Below are 17,948 nucleotides of genomic sequence, written 5' to 3' on the forward strand. Positions count from 1 at the left end.
GTCAATAATCACTTTAATGGATAGGATAAAAGTGATTAGGAGATCCTTTGTCAACTTGTATATTACCATCTGTTCGATTGACGCGAAAGGTAAATAATATAGGAAAATCAGTCCGTGTATTAGAACAACTACTATTATGCTGTTCTCTGACCTGCATATTAACTATTTCGCCGCCATTATCATTATTAATTACAAAAACAAGACAGTTGGTTGGTGTCTGAGTTAATTGGTTGTCAGTAATGACAGTGCGAAGATACTGAGTAACCTGTTTATTATCCATCCAGTTGACTTTTTGTTTAGTCCATTGGCGGGAAATATTATTTAACCATCCCATTTCTTGGGCACCAATAACAGCCGCAGAAAAGAGCAGCGCAAAAATAACACGCTGCATAATTCTGCGTTTCATAGAACGACGAGGTTTGCCTATAAAGCGAGAAGTAATCTTTTCTTGCTCAACAGGCTTTTGATTCTTATCAGATAATTGCGACATCACAGATTAAGGCATATTTTCGTGCCAAATATGGCCGTCTCTTGCTAATAATTGTTCTGATTCCAAAGGTCCCCAAGTTCCAGCCTTATATTTAGAAAGCGGTACAACGTCACGTGCCCATCCATCAAGGATAGGTTCAATCCATTTCCAAGCAGCATCAACTTCGTCCCGACGAATAAATAGCAACGGATCACCCTTTACAGCATCCATTAATAAGCCTTCGTAGGAATCAGGATAACGAATATGAAATGCGGGAGAGAACGCAATATCAATTGAGGTGTTGCGTAAGCTTGTATGAGACTTGCTTGGGTCTTTGACTTGCATAGACAAAGAAACACCTTCGTCAGGTTGAATGCGGATATGTAAACGGTTTGGCTCTGAAGCCGTAGGGAACAAAGACCATGCAGATTTTTTGAACTGAATCACAATTTCACTTGTTTTTTCAGCCAATCTTTTTCCTGTTCTAAGGTAAAAAGGAACACCAGTCCAACGAGATGTATTGATTTGTGCTTTGATCGCAACAAAAGTTTCAGTATTGCTTTTGTCTTTTTGAAGCTCCTCTAAGTAGCCAGGAATAGCTTCTCCATCAATAGTATTTGCAGTATATTGACCTCTTACCGTATCTGTTTGAATCATTTCATCGGTCATTGGTTTTAGAGAACGTAAAACCTTTAATTTCTCGTTGCGTAAATCATCTGCGTTAAGGGAAATAGGAGGGTCCATTGCTACCATACAGAGGACTTGCAGCAAGTGATTTTGCACCATATCACGCAATGCACCTGCGCCATCATAATATCCACCGCGCTTACCGACACCAACAGTTTCAGCTGCTGTAATCTCAACATAATCAATGGAGTCTGAATTCCATAACCGCTCGAAGACAGGATTTGCAAACCGTAACGCTAAAATATTTTGAACAGTTTCTTTGCCTAAATAATGGTCAATACGGAAGATATGATTTTCAGGTAAGTGTTTACCAACACGACTATTGATTTCTTCTGCAGTTTCAAGTGAAGTACCAATTGGTTTTTCCAAAACGACCCGCGTCGTTTTTGTTAGTAATTTGCGATTGGATAAATTATCACAAATATCACCATAGAGGCGAGGGGCTGTCGCAAAGTAAAAAATGCGAATTGCGCTGGCTTGATCTGAATTTAATAGTTTTTCGATATCAACCCATTTGCCATTTGGATCTGCCCCATCTAAGCTAACATAATAAATATGTTGCACGAACTCTTCTATTTTTTCAGGCGTGCGATCTTCTTCACGGATAAATTGGTTCAACCCATCACGAGCACGATTTCTGAAATCCTCGTCACTTAAAGGTGAACGTGCAGTACCAATAATACGTGTATTGCCAAGTAGTTGGCCATCAAGGAAACGATAATATAATGCAGGTAATAATTTTCGAGTTGTTAAATCGCCTGTTGCACCAAATATGATAAAATCAAATGGTGAATAGGAGTGTGGCTGTTCCATAAAAAAATTAACCTTTCAGATTACTTGTATTTAGTCATATGACTTTGTGTAAAAATATACTTGGTAAAAAACGTTATAAAAATATAAACCTATCATTGAATAGTCAGCCTGACTGATTATCATGATTTAACGTTAGCTTAATATGATATTTTTTTTTTTCAAACTTTTAATTATTGTTTGTTAAAATAATAATGCATCAAATAATTGACCATATTAAAAGGATTGCGTAATGCAATATATATAATAGTCAATGTTAGATTATATAAAAACGATAGGAATTAAAATGAGTGAATTCGAAAAAACACCCGAAGTTGGTGGAATCGCAGCAGACCGTTTACGGAGTATTATTGAACGTATTGAACGTCTAGAAGAAGAACGTAAAGGGTTAGCAAACGATATTAAAGATATTTATGCTGAAGCTAAGTCAGCGGGGTTTGACGTTCCTGTAGTTCGTCGTATTATTAGTGCACGTAAGAAAGAGCCATCTGAGATTGAAGAGCAAGAAACGCTTTTCGATATTTATCGCCGTGCGTTAGGAATGTAACGAATAAAAAAGGAAATTTTGACAATTTCCTTAAACTTGATAAATTCGTTCATAATTTTAAGAATATTTTTAATTACTTATAAGTTAGATAGCTGGAATAGATTTATGGCGCTTTTTTTTCCAGAATGGATTCCTTGGTGGTTACAGCTCGTCATTGTTGGTGTTGTTATCATTTTTGGGCTCTGTTTTTTATTAATGCCTTTTTCCGTTTTTGGGTTAAAAAGTCGTTTAACGTATTTGGATCATCAAATGGAAGATATCCAAGCCCAGTTACGCGTATTGTTAAAACGGATCCCAGATGCTCGTGAACGGTTAGAATTTAAATTACAACCGGTTCCAATGTCTGAACGGGATATGGTGCGTGAAGAAACTATTGCAAGAGACAGGAAGGCTACCAATCCTCCTGAATATTACTCTGTGGTGCCTTCAACTAAAAGCAATCCGACTTGTTTTGATCCACCTTCGCAATCAGGGACGGTCGCTACACCTGTTGGAGTAACTTCAAAAACAGCAGTCTATAATGATGCTCCAGACGTCGTAACCGATAATCGGACGAGAACTAGATCTATTGAACCAGTGCAAGAGAAAGCATCTGCTTCAGTAAGAAGAGAAGAACGTGTTTATGATCCTCCACCCAAATCTGCCAGAGAAGAAAGGCAAGAAGAATCACAACAACGTCGTCGAGCAGAGCCTATTTTGCGTTGGCCTCCGAGATAGATAAAAGGGGAGGAAGTACCATGTCGTCATGATGAATGACTTCATCGGGTCCTTCCCACCCTAAGGAGGTATTAATATCTTCTGTTTGCAGACCAATAATTTGATTAATTTCAGAAGAATCATAAGCAGTAACACCGCTGCCAATAATATTTCCCTCTTTATTCCCAATCTTGATCAAGTCACCCCTTTGAAAATATCCATCAACTTTGGTAATGCCAACAGGTAGTAAAGATTTACCAGAATATAACGCTTTTTCTGCACCATGATCGATATAAATCACACCTTTGGTGGTCATACCCCCCGCAATCCACCTCTTACGTGCAGTATAGGTTGAGCTATTTGGTAAGAACCATGAGCATCTAGCGCCTTCTTGTAATGCTTTCAGAGGATGTTGTAATTTTCCAAAAGCAATCGCCATGGCACAACCTGCAGTATTTGCGATGGTTCCCGCAGCAAGCTTCGTTGCCATTCCTCCAGAAGAGTATCCAGTAGGGGCTTTGCCACCCATTGTCATAATTTCGGGCGTGATCTCTTGGATGACGGGGATATGTTTGGCATTTGGATCGCTCTTAGGATCAGCTGTATATAATCCGTCAATATCTGAAAGCAAGATTAATTGGTCTGCTCCGACCATTTCAGCAACACGGGCAGCAAGGCGGTCATTATCTCCAAAGCGAATTTCCGAAGTTGCTACGGTGTCGTTTTCATTAATAATAGGAATGCACTTTAACTTTAACAAAGTTTCCAAAGCAGAGCGTGCATTTAGATAATGAAGACGTGTCTCAGTATCTTCTAATGTTAATAAAATCTGAGCAGTAGTAATATTATGCTCCAGAAAATTTTCGCTCCATGCTTGGGCTAGTTTAATTTGCCCAATGGCCGCCGCCGCCTGCTTTTCTGCAAGTCGTAATTTATGACGATTAAGGTTAAACGTATAACGTGCCAGCGCAATCGCACCCGAAGAAACAACAAGAACATCGCAATTTTGTTGATGTAAATTGGTAATGTCTTGGACAATGCTTTTTAACCAAGATTGTCGAATACACGCATTTTGTCCATCGACAAGCAATGCACTACCAATTTTAACAACGATTCTTCTGGCTTTATTAAGTTGAGGGGTTTGCATCATATTGGGCTAAATGGTTTCTGGTGAGAACTATCATTTAATTTATGATTAGTAATGTAGTTTTGTAAATAATATAAAATATCTTTCACGCCATGATGCGTGGCTGCAGAAAGTAAAAATACTTTTTGCCCTGTTGCTTTTTCCAAAGCCTGTTGTTTCTCTGTGGCTTCTTCTGGCGTCAGAAGATCGGCTTTATTTAACCCGATGATTTCGTGCTTTTCAATAAGATTACCTTCGTAAGCTTCCAGTTCATGACGAATGGTTTTCCACGTTTGCACCACATCTTCAGAAGTGATATCGATCAAATGAAGGAGTAACGCACAGCGTTCAACATGTCCTAAGAATCTATCCCCCAGACCGCTGCCCATATGAGCGCCTTCGATCAATCCAGGAATATCAGCTAAGACAAATTCTTCTGTAGAAGATAAACGCACCATTCCTAATTGAGGATGTAAGGTTGTAAATGGGTAATCGGCAATTTTTGGACGAGCTGCAGAAGCAACTGACAAAAAGGTAGATTTACCAGCATTGGGTAAACCAACCAATCCAGCATCGGCAATTAACTTCAAACGTAGCCATACCCAGCGCTCTTCACCGGGCCATCCTGGATCTGCACGGCGAGGGGCTCTATTCGTACTGGATTTAAAGCGTGCATTACCGAAACCGCCATCGCCACCACGGCATAAAGTGATTGTTTTGCCTGCTTCATCAAGGTCTGCCAAGAGCGTTTCCTTGTCATCATCAAAGATCTGTGTTCCAACAGGGACTTTGATAACGACATCTTCTGCCGCAGCACCTGTGCGATTGGCACCAGACCCATTCCCACCTTTTCTGGCGCGGAAATGCTGAGTGTAGCGAAAGTCAATTAAGGTATTTAGATTATCAATAGCTTGGAAAATGATGTCCCCACCGCGTCCGCCATCGCCACCATCAGGGCCACCATATTCGATGAATTTCTCTCTTCTAAATGCGACTACACCATTGCCACCATCACCTGATTTTACATAAATTTTAGCTTGATCGAGAAATTTCATCTTTTATCTATACCTTAAAATATAAAGGGTCGATTCAAAACGAATCGACCCTTTATTGAATAACATAGACCCAAAAAGGTCAATGATCGTTTTATTCAGCAGCGTTTGCTAGTGTTTCTACGGAAACTGTAACGTTTCCTTTGTTACGGCTATCAAAACGTACATTGCCATCAACAAGGGCAAAAATTGTGTGGTCGCGACCTAAACCGACATTAGCGCCTGGTTTAATTTTTGTTCCACGTTGACGCACAATGATGTTACCAGCGATAACAGATTGTCCACCAAATTTCTTCACTCCAAGACGACGACCTTCTGTATCACGTCCGTTTCTGGAGGAACCGCCTGCTTTTTTATGTGCCATGATTTATCTCCTGTTTTAAAATCAATATTGAATAGGTTTATGAATTACGCAGCATTAATTTCGGTAATGCGCAAAACTGTTACAGGTTGACGATGTCCATTTTTACGACGGCTGTTTTGGCGACGGCGTTTTTTAAAGATGATGACTTTCTTTAAGCGATCTTGTGCGATAACAGTTGCTTTTACGGAAGCACCAGCAACAGTCGGGATACCAATTGTACCATCAACAGCTAATACGTCAGAAAAAGTTACTGTGCTTCCTGCTTCGACATCAAGTTTTTCAACTTTTAATACCATATCAGGAGTAACGCGATATTGTTTTCCACCCGTGCGGATAATTGCAAACATTATAAACTCTCTATAGATGTCAAATTCTTGTAATGATCTTTACAGAATTTCTTTTTGTTATAATTCGTTTCAGAAGATTAGATCTGAATTTCAGACTTATATCATATTTTTTGATAAAAAAGTCAATCACTAAGTAAATTTATTTATTTTCTTTAATTTAATAATCAGTATATTGATGCTTTGTTATATATTTCAAATCATTCAATAAAATTTATCGTAAAGAACCACCAGAGCCTATTTGCAAATATGAGCCATTAACATATTGATGTTTGTCGCTGTTTTTTGTACAGTTTGTCAAAGAAAATAAAGCGATAATACATATAATAGACACTGTTTTTACTTGAAACATGATTTTTAAATCTCTGTTAAAGTGATCATTATTGCGATCGTCCTTTATGACATAAACATAAAACAAAATATTATCAAACTTTTATTTTAGCTAGTGAGTATAGTATCAAGGTTAATTAATTTTTTTATAATTTTGTATAGTAATTATTTTAAATAATGCTAAAACTGTTATCAGTATGTATAGTAAAAGAGTGTTTATTATATAATTTTATTTAAATTTTTTAAATGAAATTCAAATATTTAGTGTGATATTTTGGATAATATAATATGGAATTAGAAGAAAAAAATTTATCATTGTTAGAACTGACTGTCAAAGTAGTTTCCTCTCATATATCAAATAATTCGGTGGGCTCTGACCAGTTGCCAGAATTAATCAGACAAGTCTATCAAACATTAATTTCTATAGAGAAGAATGGTTCCGATACAGAAAAGTTGCAGCCTGTTGTTCCAATTAAACGTTCTGTTTTCCCTGACTATATTATTTGTCTAGAAGATGGGAAAAAGCTTAAAATGTTAAAACGACATATTCAAAGTGCTTATGGGCTGACTCCTGAACAATATCGTGAACGTTGGAACTTGCCTGCTGACTATCCTATGGTGGCACCCAATTATGCAGAGCGTAGATCTAATTTAGCTCGTGAAATTGGATTGGGGCGTAAAAATGTGGCCAGCAGCAAAAGTGAACCACGTAATCGTAGAGGTCGTAAAGAAGATTAGTAATATTCTTTTGACACTATAGGTTTGGATATCTATATATCCAATCTTTAAGGTTATTAAATGATAGTTAATTTGTTACGGGATAGTCTGATCAATGCAATTAGAAAGTGATTTGTTACTAGAACGCCAGAAAATTCGACGAAAGTTGGTTTTATGGCGGTGTATCGCATGTACTATATTTATTGTGTCTATTGTAACAATTATTGCAGGTTCCTCTTTATCTAAAATGGGACGCAATACCGATCATTTAGTGAAGTTAAAGATTGAAGGTATTATTGGTTCTGATGTTTCTAAACAGGTTAAATTGATTGATGATGCTTTGGCGGATAAATCTGTCAAAGGGATGATTTTATGTGTAAATAGCCCAGGGGGCGCCGTTACTGGAGGCGAGCAACTGCATGATGCGGTTACGCGTTTTGCAAAAAAGAAACCTGTAGTTGTGAGTATGGGAGGCGTTGCTGCTTCGGCTGGCTATATGATTTCCGTACCTGCTAATCGCATTTTCGCTCTTAATTCGACATTGACGGGTTCGATTGGTGTTATTATGCAAGCTCCTGATATCTCAGGATTGTTGGGTAAAGTTGGAATTAATGTAGATCAATTGGTTTCTGGTCCGTTAAAAGGTCAACCCTCAATGATTAAACCACTTTCCCCGCAAGGTCGTGAGATGTTGCAAGGATTGATTGAGAATTTTTACGATCAGTTTGTCGGGATGGTTGTTGAAGGAAGACATATGGATGCTGCAAAAGTCAGAGAACTTGGTGATGGTCGTCCATATAGTGGTCAACAAGCGGTTAAAAATGGATTGATTGATCAAATTGGGACAGAAAAAGATGCTAAAAATTGGTTAATTCAATACTCAAAATTACCATCTGATATCAACGTAACGGAATTAAAGAATAAGAAACCTTCTAAATGGTTTTCTAAATTTGTAGGCGAAATGTTGGGAGATTCAATGAACGGTTTTATACATCAAATTGTGTATAAAGATTATGAAAATCTCGATGGTGCGATAGCAATTTGGAATCCTTAGGTAAAAAATTATAAAACGAGTATAAATTAAATGACTAAATCTGAGCTTATTTTAGAGATTGCAGCTGCACATCCAAATTTATTAATTAAAGATATTGATTTGATTGTTTCTACTATTTTCGATGAAATCGAAAGTTCTCTAGCCCAAGGCGGTAGAGTAGAATTACGTGGTTTTGGTGCTTTTTTCGTGAAAAATCGTAAAGCACGTACTGGTCGTAACCCAAGAACAGGAGATGCTGTAGACGTTCATGAAAAATATGTTCCTTTCTTTAAAACAGGAAAAGAATTAAGAAAACGGACAAACAGTCAAATGGATGAGGCTTAATTATTTTCGATAAAGCTTAAGGAAATCAGGCAAAGGGGTATAGGATGAGTGGAACTGAAATGATAAAAATTGTTCCAGTAATTTTATCAGGTGGAACGGGTAGCCGTTTATGGCCTGTATCTCGAGCCAGTTTTCCTAAGCAATTATGGCCGTTATTATCTGAAAATTCGATGTTGCAAGATACAGCACTTAGAGCAATTGGGTCTTTATTTACAGACCCAATCATTGTTTGTAATAATGACCATCGTTTTTTAATTGCCGAACAATTACGTGAAATCGGGATCGAAAAAGCCCGTATTTTATTAGAGCCAATAGGAAAAAACTCTGCACCTGCTATTGCAGCTGCTAGTCTATTAGTAGAAGAAGAAAATCCACATTATATCCTTTGGGTGATGGCAGCGGATGCAGTTGTTCAAGAAACTGAACGATTAATTCAGTTGGTTGAAGAAGCAGCGTCTCTGGCTAAACAAGGGAATATAATTACTTTTGGGATTCAACCTACTCGACCAGAAACAGGGTATGGATATATTCAAAAGGGCGATAAGGTTCAAAATGCTCAACATGCTTTTTCTGTAAAAGCATTTACTGAAAAGCCAGATTTTCAGCGTGCTGCACAAATGCTAGACTCTGAAGAATATTTGTGGAATTCAGGTATGTTTGTATTTTCTGCAAAAATAATGTTGCAGGAAATGAAAAAATACACGCCAGAGCTGCTTTCGAGTATCCAAACTGCCATTCAACAACGTAAAACTGATTTATTTTTTGAGTGTATTCAATTAGAAGATTTTGTGAAAGTTCCCGATATTTCCATTGATTATGCAATTGCAGAGAAAACTGAAAAAATGCTGGTGATTGCTGCTGATTTGACTTGGTCAGATATTGGTAGTTGGGATGGACTTTGGGACATTAGTGCAAAAGATGAGGTAGGGAATGTTGCCATTGGCAATGTTGTTCTTGAGAATACACAGAACAGCTATATCCGTTCGGATGACATGGTTGCTGCGGTCAATGGTCTTGATAACATTGTTGTGGTGGTTACCAAAGACGCAGTTTTAGTTACAGATCGACGCAAATCTCAAGACGTAAAAAAAATCGTTGAACAGTTAATATTAGCCAATCAGAAAGAAGCATTTGCACATACACGCTGTTACCGTCCGTGGGGATATTATGAAACTTTGGCGAGCGGGCATCGTTTTCAAGTGAAGCAATTGGTTGTGAATGAGGGTGCACAACTTTCTTTGCAAAAGCATTATCATCGTTCTGAACATTGGGTTGTTGTTTCTGGAGTGGCCGAGGTTACACGAGATACTGAAGTTATTTTGGTCAAAGAAAATGAAAGTATCTATTTGCCTGTTGGAACATTACATCGTTTGAAAAATCCAGGACGTATTCCGTTGGTGGTTATTGAAATACAATCTGGTTCTTATTTAAATGAAGATGATATTGTGCGTTTGGAGGATAATTATAATCGTTTAGACTAAGCCTTATATCTTATAAATATCCATCCTTTATAAGAATTTAAAGTGTCTATTGGGGCATTTGTCTGGGTTAAAATGATTTAATTGCACGAACTTTACTTGTAATATGCCCCAAGAAAGCCCTATTGGCAGATAGCTTTACGTCAGTATTGTTAATCATTTCGAGAGTAGTGGGAAATAATATTGCTATTTCCCACTTTTATTTTATTTATTCAATTTCACTTATAAACCGTTCAGCATCCAAAGCAGCCATACAGCCTGAACCTGCTGCAGTGATCGCTTGGCGATAGGTTTTATCTTGAACATCGCCTGCAGCGAAAACGCCAGGAATAGATGTTTTAGGCGTGCCTGATTGAGTAATTATATATCCTTCAGAATCGAGATCAAGTTGGTCTTTGAATAAAGATGTATTGGGATTGTGACCAATAGCAATGAAAACCCCATCAATCTCTAAAGTTGATTGCTCATTGGTTTTTACATTTTTCAAAGCAAGACCCGTAACAGCTTCTGGAGTTCCGCCTGAAAGAATATCTTCGACAACACTGTCCCAAATCACAGATACTTTTGGATTATTCAATAAACGGTCTTGTTGGATTTTTTCAGCTCTTAGACTATCACGGCGATGAATTAGGGTCACGTGTGAAGCATGATGGGTCAAATACAAAGCTTCTTCAACCGCGGTATTGCCACCACCGATAACGGCTACTTTTTTACCACGATAAAAGAAACCATCACAAGTCGCACACGCGGAAACTCCATAGCCTTGTAAACGCTGTTCTGCTTCTAGTCCTAACCAGCGTGCTTGGGCACCTGTGGCGATAATAACAGTACGGGCTTTATAGATATTGCCATTATCTGTATGAAAAATAAAATATCCATCTTCCTTTTGAGGATTCAACAAGGAACATTTTGAAACGCTATCCATGACGATTTCAGCGCCAACATTTTTGGCTTGAGCGGCCATTTGCTCCATTAACCAAGGTCCTTGGATTGCATCGGCGAAGCCTGGAAAATTTTCGACATCATTGGTGATGGTTAATTGTCCGCCAGGTTGCATGCCTGTTAATAAAACAGGTTTCATGTTGGCTCTGGCACCGTAAATCGCAGCGGTATATCCAGCTGGGCCAGCACCAACGATAAGCATATTTGTTATAAAAGTTTCTGTCATATTGTTATATCCTGATTTAATCGTAGCGATTTTTGAAATTATATATATATTGGGTTTATTGTATAAGAAGAAGGTTTTGTTTAACAATAGTCTTTTATAGATATTAGCAAAATGCTAGGGCGGAATAAGAAGTATATGGCACGTTTAGTAGACCTTGATAAGATTGACTGGTTGATTTTAGATGAATTACAAAAAGATGGTCGCATTACCAATATAGATTTGGCTCAGCGTGTTGGAATATCTGCTCCTCCTTGTTTAAGACGCGTCAGACGATTAGAGGCGATGGGCGTTATTCAAAGCTATCATGCCAGAATCAATACCGCTGCGGTGGGATGGTCTTTGACTGTATTTGTATTGGTTGGGTTGGATAGCCAAAAAGAATCTGTATTAAAAGAATTTGAAGCCCAGATGGCACAATTACCAGAAGTTCGTGAATGTCATATGGTCAGGGGTGGCGTTGACTTTTTGATTCGTTTTATTGCCAAAGATGCAGAAGATGAGAATCGATTGACGCATGAATTAACCAATAACCCTCATGTCGCACGCGTGCAAACATTGCAAATTATCAGAACCAGTTTACAACGAGAAGGGGTTCCCTTAGAAAGTAATGCGGAATAATTTCCATAGATATAGGTTATATTAATAGATAGTAAATGATGTTATGAATGCTTCTCGTCCTTTCGAAAATAGACTAGAGCTAAGTGTTATTATCCCATGTTATAATGAGCGCGATAACGTCGAGCCGTTGTTCAGTGCATTAATCAAAGCGTTAGATGGACGGAAATGGGAAGCAATCTTTGTCGATGACAATTCCCCTGATGGCACAATAAAACAAGTCTGGCAACTTGCACAACAAGATCAACGAATTAGAGGGATATTACGCGTAGGAAGAAGAGGACTTTCTTCTGCTGTAATTGAAGGTGTACTATCTTCTTCAGCGGAATGCGTGGCTGTTATTGATGGTGACATGCAGCACGATGAAACATTATTGCCGACAATGTTAGATGCAATATTACGGGAAAATTATGATTTTGCTGTTGGAAGTCGCCATGTCGAAGGAGGCGATAATACTGGATTAGCCAATCGTTGGCGGCTTTTTTTATCCAATACAGGGATTCGAATCTCTCAACAATTTTTACCAGTCACCTTGAATGATCCAATGAGTGGCTTCTTCATGTTAAGGCGCTCTTTATTTATTCAGCTATTGCCCGCATTATCGGGCACGGGGTTCAAGATTTTATTGGATTTAGTCATGTCTGCCTCAGCATCGGTTCGCTTAAAAGAAATTCCATTTCAATTTCGTCAAAGACTTTTTGGCGAAAGCAAATTGGGTTTTAAAATTATGGTGCAATTTTTATTCATGTTGATGGAAAAATTATTCAAAACATCGCTAAAGAAAAAATAGCTTATTATATTTTTGAATTTGTAAGGAATAAGTTATGGATATTTTGCTTATAGAATTACAGTCCGAAGATGTTGTAACAAGAAAAAAATGCAGTTGCTCGTATCAATAGACTTTCGAGAGGAAGATGGACTGTTGAAAACAAAGAATTTTTAACGGATGATGCAGTGATTTCTATTTTAATTCATGCGATAGAACAAGAGATAGATATAACAATTTTATCAGATTTATTAAATACTGTAGGTAGTATCAGCCGAAGATACGAATATTACGATTTAAGGATTTTAGAGGCACTTATTCCACTTTATGAGCATGTGTCTATTTCTATCAAAGTAGCGGCATGTGCATGGACAATACAATTTAATGACCCTAAAACATGGAATGCAATTTGTCAGATTTTTGGAGTAAAGACAACAAAGATTACAAATAGGTTACTTGGATTAATGATTGCTAGGCATGCAAAGGATGTACCTCAAAATTTTATAGTTAAGTTATCTTCTCTTATTCAAAATGCTTTTGTTCAAGAAAAGAATCTAGATGCTAAAGATGCTTTATTACTTGCATTAGGAAAAGTCGGAAATGACGAAACGATTGCATTTATTAACAAACAGGTCTTAAAGAAAGGAATGGATCGTCTGTTAAAGGAACGTGCAACACATATACTGGAAGAAATAGCCGAGAGGTCTGCAAAATAAGTAATAGACCTTCATTATAATAAAAATATATAAAATTAAAGTGTAAATTTTTTATATATTTAAATATTATTTTTATAATAGATATAATTAGTAACGTAATTTTCTTGATATGTTACCGTCGGTATTTTATCACAATATATGTACCGGCATAATGATAAAAGATCTGGTTTTGTATTTATGAAAAATAATTTACTTCTCAAACTATCTATTGGGTTGGGTCTGTTGACAATAATACGAATTATTGTCGCAGCCTCAGTGCCCTTATCACCTGATGAAGCCTATTATTGGGTTTGGTCACGTCATTTAGATTTTAGTTTTTACGATCATCCACCCATGATCGGATTATGGATTAAGGCAGGTTGTTTATTGTGGGGGAATACAGAGCTAGGGGTTCGTTTTTTAGGTTCACTGGCTGCTTTTATCGGTAGTTTTTTTATTTTCTTTGCTGTTAAAGACTTTAACAATCATCAATCTGATTCAGATCAAAAAGCGCTGATTGCGGTTTTATTATTAAATGCGACTTTGACGGTCGGGGTTGGGGCAATTATTATGACTCCAGATACGCCTTTATTGTTCTTTGTTTGTACATTGCTATGGGGGTGTGGTCGCTTATTTTATACAAAATCAGTACAATGGTGGTGGTTTATTGGTGCCAGTGCAGGATTGGCGTTACTGAGTAAGTATACAGCTATTTTATTGATTATGGCTTTGGGATTATGGTGTTTAATTAGTCAAGAAGGACGTTCTTATTTAAAAAAAAAAGAACTGTGGGGTGGTGCAGTTTTAGCCAGCGCTATTTTCTCACCTGTGATTTTTTGGAATAGTCAACATCAATGGATCAGTTTACTTAAACAAGGTGGACGGACAACTGACTGGAACCCTAGTCGCGCGTTACAATTTTTATCAGAATTATTGGGTGGGCAAATTGGTTTATCAACGCCTATTATTTTTATTTGTTTTTGTATTGGGATAGTATCTTTAACCAAAACTATTTGGCATAAAAAATTTAGCTCATGCGCTTTGTTATTATGGTTAATGATTATTGTGCCTATTTGTGTGTTTATCCAACATGCAGTTGGGGATCGTGTGCAAGCAAACTGGGTCGGATTATTGTATCCTGTGCTGGTTGTTATTGCAGGATTGTATGTTACTCAATGGTTGAAGACGGCTATTATTATTGGCTTTTCAGTCATATCATTGGTTTATATCCAAGTGTTATTTGCAATTCTTCCTTTGCCTGCAAAAAAAAATATATTGTTAAAACAGCTAGGTGGATGGCAAACATTTGCGCAATCAGTGAACTCTGCGGTTCCTTCAGACCGAGTGATTATTTCTGATAACTATGGGTTGGCATCAGAACTAAGATTTTATTTGCCAAAACGACAAATCATAGTTGTTGGAGATCGCTGGAAATATTTTAATTTACCCGTAGGCTATACAATGAAAGGGTATTATATTCGTAAACAGAATAATAAAGAATCTTCTTTTTTATCAGTTGATGAAAATGGCTATTTTGCTCCCACTTATAATCCATTAGGTTATCCGCCCAGAGGGAAAATAGAACGTCAACAATATGATCAAATAGCGCAAATATATGAATTATATAATGTTGATCTTAACCCAAGATTAGCTACTATAGGTGAAAGTAAGCAGTTGCCAAATTAATTTGCAATCAAATTAAACCATTTATATAAATTTGACGCGAAGTAAATATAATTTTGTTATCAAGCAGAGTTCAATGCTTGTAACGTTTTGGTGACGGGTATTTCAAAAGCTTGCTCAACAGACTTCATCAATGTTGGCAAACGAAACGGCTTTTCTATTCGAGGCAAAGGTAGTCGTGCCAGGCGTTTATTTAACTCGAAATTTCCGCTCATTAGCAAAACTTTGCATTGTTGCGCCAATAATTCTTTGACCAACGGATAAGGATCACCATCTGGTAAACAAGAATCAACGATAGCGACATCAAAACGATATTTAGATTGTAAATGACAGGCTGTAGATACTGAATGCGCAATATGTATTTGTTCTACTTTATCAAGCAAACTGAGTTCAATTAAATCACATATTTCTGGTTGATCTTCTATGATCAGAAGCGAGGAATAAGGGGGTATCATCAACTAATCAATCATATATTTCGTATTAATGGTATAAAGTAATTCTTTATAACAAAAACTTGATTGTTTGTATAACAAAATTTTTATATATTTGATGATTTTTTGTAATATATCAATGTTTTGTTGATGATATTTATAATGGCGCACCCGACAGGAATCGAACCCATAACCCCCAGATTCGTAGTCTGGTGCTCTATCCAGTTGAGCTACGGGTGCGTCTTGAATAAGGCTTTTATCTTATCTTTTTTTTTATTGCAAGCCTTTTTTTAAATTTTATTTATTAATGTGCGATGGCATCGGATAATCCATAATGATTAGGGCGATAAAATGTAATATGCGCACGACAATCAGGCGTTCCATAAGTCCCTATAATATTCTCATTTTGTGCTTTACCTTCGAAAATAAGATCGTATGGCTTGTGATCCATATCAACACGATGAAGTTGAGCAACTAAATGTCTTGGCTTTTGTTTTTTATCGAAATCACCTCTGAGAATCAAAGCACCGTTATCTGGGGAAAAAAGAACCATCTTTTTATCAATGCGTAATGCAGCCATTCTATCTGTAGGGCAAGCTCCTTGTTCAACTTCCATTTTTCCCAACCACACACCTTGTGGGTGATCTTCTGCAAGTTTGCTTCCACAAGCACTCAAAGAAAGGCAAGTCAGCCCTAAAAATATTGTATTAGCTAAAAAACGTCTTATTTTCTTTTTAAACATAGAAGGCTCCGATAGGATTCAATAAAAAAACTATAGTATAAAAACATTAAATTGATTTAGTCTTATAAACGAGAAAGTTAAAATTTTTTAGATAATTCCCTTTTTATCTGAATGTTTTTCGCTTATGTGATATGGAAACATGTTTTTTGATAAGTATTAATAAAGAAGTTGGTATGATGACCCAAGTAAGTGACTTAGAACAATCTTTACACGAAGAAAAGATTCTTATTCTTGATTTCGGCAGCCAAGTAACCCAATTAATTGCCCGACGTGTTCGGGAAAGTGGTGTTTATTGTGAGATTTGGCCTTATACCAGCAAGAATGAAAAGATTCGTTCTTTTGCACCCAAAGGGATTATTTTATCAGGGGGGCCTGCCAGTGTTGCGGATAAAGATTCTCCTCGGATTCCAGATGAAGTCTTTGCATTGAATATTCCTGTGTTGGGAATTTGTTATGGCGAACAAGCGATGTGTCATCAACTAGGTGGACAGGTCGAATCTAGCGATCATCGTGAATTTGGTCGTGCGCATGTTGATGTTGTGGAAGATAGCTCTTTATGTCGTGGCGTGTGGTCAAGAGGAAGTCGTGAACAAGTATGGATGAGCCATGGTGATCGAGTTGTTAAGCTTCCGCCTGGATTTAAAGTTATCGGAACCAGTGGAGGCGCACCTTATGCAATGATTGCGGATGAAGGTCGTCGTTTATATGGCGTTCAATTTCATCCAGAAGTTGTGCATACACCTCATGGTGCAGCATTGTTAAAGAATTTTACGCATAATATTGCGGGTTGTCACGGTAATTGGACTATGGCGAGTTTCCGTGATTTAGAAATCGCACGTATACGTGACCAAGTTGGCGATAAAAAAGTTATTTGTGGTCTATCAGGCGGTGTTGATTCTGCGGTTGCAGCTGTATTAATCCATCAAGCGATTGGCGATCAATTAACCTGTATTTTTGTCGATCATGGTATGTTACGTCAAGGCGAAGTGGATGAGGTTGTTAAGACATTTACTGGACAGTTTAATATTCCTTTAATTAAACGTGATGCCTCTGATCTTTTCTTAAAAGAACTTGAAAATGTTACCGATCCAGAAGTCAAACGCAAAACGATTGGCCGTCTATTTGTAGAAGTCTTTGAAGAAGAAGCAAAGAAATTAGGTGGTGCGGACTTCCTTGCCCAAGGAACGTTATATCCAGATGTGATCGAGAGTGTTAGCGTTACTGGCTCATCTGTGACGATTAAATCTCATCATAACGTGGGTGGCTTACCAGAACGGATGAACATGCAGTTGGTTGAACCGCTTCGTGATCTGTTTAAAGACGAAGTCCGCGATCTTGGTCGTGAAATGGGTATTCCAGAAAATATTGTTGGTCGCCATCCTTTTCCTGGACCAGGACTGGCTATTCGTATTCTCAGCGATATTACGCGCGATAAACTCGATTTATTGCGTAAAATTGATTCTATTTATTTAGAAGAAATCCGTAGTGCAGGGTTGTATGACGCGATTTGGCAAGCCTTTGCTGTGTTATTGCCAGTACGTACCGTTGGCGTGATGGGCGACGGTCGTACTTACGATCATGCATGTGCATTGCGTGCCGTTACCAGCGTAGATGGAATGACTGCTGATGTCTATCCATTTGATATGGCATTTTTAACCCGAGTGGCTGGACGTATCGTCAACGAAGTGCGTGGCGTTAATCGCGTGACGTATGATATTACGTCAAAACCACCAGGAACCATTGAGTGGGAATAAGGTTTTTGTTTACATAGATTATGTAAAACCCGATAGGATTTTTCTCTGTCGGGTTTTTTTATGGCACATTATAAAAAGAATATTTCTATAATTCTA

General features: G+C 37.6%; 20 protein-coding genes and 1 tRNA gene. 11 read left to right on the forward strand and 10 right to left on the reverse strand.

Annotated features, from left to right (window positions below; all coding sequences use genetic code 11):
- Nucleotides 1–13: 13 nt before the first annotated feature.
- Nucleotides 14–490, reverse strand: coding sequence for a hypothetical protein (locus PQG52_RS00560; protein WP_271827434.1), 477 nt, complete (start codon nucleotides 488–490; stop codon nucleotides 14–16).
- A 6-nt stretch (nucleotides 491–496) separates the two neighbouring features.
- Nucleotides 497–1,969 (reverse strand): glucose-6-phosphate dehydrogenase, encoded by a 1,473-nt coding sequence (zwf, locus tag PQG52_RS00565; RefSeq protein ID WP_271827435.1) that lies wholly within the window; start codon nucleotides 1,967–1,969, stop codon nucleotides 497–499.
- Between the two features lie 283 nt (nucleotides 1,970–2,252).
- Here zwf and PQG52_RS00570 point away from each other — a divergent pair, with 283 nt between their 5' ends.
- Both PQG52_RS00570 and PQG52_RS00575 read left to right on the forward strand, forming a co-directional pair.
- The gene (locus PQG52_RS00570) at nucleotides 2,253–2,513 is read left to right on the forward strand and encodes a DUF2312 domain-containing protein (protein ID WP_271789403.1); all 261 of its coding nucleotides are present in this window, start codon (nucleotides 2,253–2,255) and stop codon (nucleotides 2,511–2,513) included.
- Between the two features lie 105 nt (nucleotides 2,514–2,618).
- Entirely contained in the window at nucleotides 2,619–3,230 is a 612-nt protein-coding gene (locus PQG52_RS00575) for a hypothetical protein (protein ID WP_271827436.1), read from the forward strand.
- Here PQG52_RS00575 and proB read toward each other — a convergent pair.
- The 4 genes from proB to rplU form a co-directional block, all read right to left on the reverse strand.
- A complete protein-coding gene (gene proB / locus PQG52_RS00580) occupies nucleotides 3,205–4,356 on the reverse strand; it encodes a glutamate 5-kinase (protein WP_271828149.1) in 1,152 nt (383 codons plus the stop codon). The genes PQG52_RS00575 and proB overlap by 26 nt on opposite strands.
- Nucleotides 4,356–5,390: a GTPase ObgE gene (gene obgE, locus PQG52_RS00585; protein ID WP_271827437.1), complete on the reverse strand. Its 1,035-nt coding sequence runs from the start codon at nucleotides 5,388–5,390 to the stop codon at nucleotides 4,356–4,358. Before obgE ends, proB begins: the two co-directional genes overlap by 1 nt.
- Before the next feature lie 91 nt (nucleotides 5,391–5,481).
- Nucleotides 5,482–5,751 carry a 50S ribosomal protein L27 gene (gene rpmA / locus PQG52_RS00590; RefSeq protein ID WP_271789400.1) on the reverse strand — a complete coding sequence of 90 codons (270 nt, stop codon included), beginning with the start codon at nucleotides 5,749–5,751 and terminating at the stop codon, nucleotides 5,482–5,484.
- A 44-nt stretch (nucleotides 5,752–5,795) separates the two neighbouring features.
- On the reverse strand, nucleotides 5,796–6,098 hold the full coding sequence (rplU, locus tag PQG52_RS00595; RefSeq protein ID WP_271801045.1) for a 50S ribosomal protein L21: 303 nt from the start codon (nucleotides 6,096–6,098) through the stop codon (nucleotides 5,796–5,798).
- 615 nt (nucleotides 6,099–6,713) lie between these two features.
- Between rplU and PQG52_RS00600 the strand changes: the two genes are divergently transcribed.
- From PQG52_RS00600 to PQG52_RS00615, 4 genes are all read left to right on the forward strand, one after another.
- A complete protein-coding gene (locus PQG52_RS00600) occupies nucleotides 6,714–7,163 on the forward strand; it encodes a MucR family transcriptional regulator (RefSeq protein WP_271789398.1) in 450 nt (149 codons plus the stop codon).
- A gap of 94 nt (nucleotides 7,164–7,257) precedes the next feature.
- Nucleotides 7,258–8,196, forward strand: a complete 939-nt coding sequence (gene sppA / locus PQG52_RS00605) for a signal peptide peptidase SppA (protein ID WP_271827438.1) — start codon at nucleotides 7,258–7,260, stop codon at nucleotides 8,194–8,196.
- A gap of 30 nt (nucleotides 8,197–8,226) precedes the next feature.
- On the forward strand, nucleotides 8,227–8,520 hold the full coding sequence (locus tag PQG52_RS00610) for an integration host factor subunit beta (protein ID WP_271789396.1): 294 nt from the start codon (nucleotides 8,227–8,229) through the stop codon (nucleotides 8,518–8,520).
- Nucleotides 8,521–8,564: 44 nt separating this feature from the next.
- The gene (locus PQG52_RS00615; RefSeq protein WP_271827439.1) at nucleotides 8,565–10,001 is read left to right on the forward strand and encodes a mannose-1-phosphate guanylyltransferase/mannose-6-phosphate isomerase; all 1,437 of its coding nucleotides are present in this window, start codon (nucleotides 8,565–8,567) and stop codon (nucleotides 9,999–10,001) included.
- A gap of 205 nt (nucleotides 10,002–10,206) precedes the next feature.
- On the opposite strand, the gene trxB is transcribed toward PQG52_RS00615, so the two are convergent.
- Nucleotides 10,207–11,166, reverse strand: coding sequence for a thioredoxin-disulfide reductase (trxB, locus tag PQG52_RS00620; RefSeq protein ID WP_271827440.1), 960 nt, complete (start codon nucleotides 11,164–11,166; stop codon nucleotides 10,207–10,209).
- A gap of 135 nt (nucleotides 11,167–11,301) precedes the next feature.
- On the opposite strand from trxB, the gene PQG52_RS00625 reads away from it, so the two are divergent.
- The 4 genes from PQG52_RS00625 to PQG52_RS00640 all read left to right on the forward strand — a co-directional run bounded on the left by PQG52_RS00625 (nucleotide 11,302) and on the right by PQG52_RS00640 (nucleotide 14,928).
- Nucleotides 11,302–11,784 carry an Lrp/AsnC family transcriptional regulator gene (locus PQG52_RS00625; protein ID WP_271827441.1) on the forward strand — a complete coding sequence of 161 codons (483 nt, stop codon included), beginning with the start codon at nucleotides 11,302–11,304 and terminating at the stop codon, nucleotides 11,782–11,784.
- A gap of 43 nt (nucleotides 11,785–11,827) precedes the next feature.
- Complete coding sequence (locus tag PQG52_RS00630) at nucleotides 11,828–12,571, forward strand: polyprenol monophosphomannose synthase (RefSeq protein ID WP_271789391.1); 744 nt, start codon at nucleotides 11,828–11,830, stop codon at nucleotides 12,569–12,571.
- A 164-nt stretch (nucleotides 12,572–12,735) separates the two neighbouring features.
- The gene (locus PQG52_RS00635) at nucleotides 12,736–13,263 is read left to right on the forward strand and encodes a hypothetical protein (RefSeq protein WP_271827442.1); all 528 of its coding nucleotides are present in this window, start codon (nucleotides 12,736–12,738) and stop codon (nucleotides 13,261–13,263) included.
- A 177-nt stretch (nucleotides 13,264–13,440) separates the two neighbouring features.
- Complete coding sequence (locus PQG52_RS00640) at nucleotides 13,441–14,928, forward strand: ArnT family glycosyltransferase (RefSeq protein WP_271827443.1); 1,488 nt, start codon at nucleotides 13,441–13,443, stop codon at nucleotides 14,926–14,928.
- Nucleotides 14,929–14,987: 59 nt separating this feature from the next.
- On the opposite strand, the gene PQG52_RS00645 is transcribed toward PQG52_RS00640, so the two are convergent.
- The 3 genes from PQG52_RS00645 to PQG52_RS00655 all read right to left on the reverse strand — a co-directional run bounded on the left by PQG52_RS00645 (nucleotide 14,988) and on the right by PQG52_RS00655 (nucleotide 16,098).
- Nucleotides 14,988–15,380: a response regulator gene (locus tag PQG52_RS00645; RefSeq protein ID WP_271827444.1), complete on the reverse strand. Its 393-nt coding sequence runs from the start codon at nucleotides 15,378–15,380 to the stop codon at nucleotides 14,988–14,990.
- 139 nt (nucleotides 15,381–15,519) lie between these two features.
- Nucleotides 15,520–15,596, reverse strand: a tRNA-Arg gene (locus PQG52_RS00650).
- Between the two features lie 64 nt (nucleotides 15,597–15,660).
- Nucleotides 15,661–16,098, reverse strand: coding sequence for a hypothetical protein (locus PQG52_RS00655; RefSeq protein WP_271827445.1), 438 nt, complete (start codon nucleotides 16,096–16,098; stop codon nucleotides 15,661–15,663).
- 176 nt (nucleotides 16,099–16,274) lie between these two features.
- On the opposite strand from PQG52_RS00655, the gene guaA reads away from it, so the two are divergent.
- Nucleotides 16,275–17,852, forward strand: coding sequence for a glutamine-hydrolyzing GMP synthase (guaA, locus tag PQG52_RS00660; protein ID WP_271828151.1), 1,578 nt, complete (start codon nucleotides 16,275–16,277; stop codon nucleotides 17,850–17,852).
- Nucleotides 17,853–17,948: the final 96 nt, after the last annotated feature.

The organism is Commensalibacter communis, from assembly GCF_947179105.1.
Lineage (GTDB): Bacteria > Pseudomonadota > Alphaproteobacteria > Acetobacterales > Acetobacteraceae > Commensalibacter > Commensalibacter communis.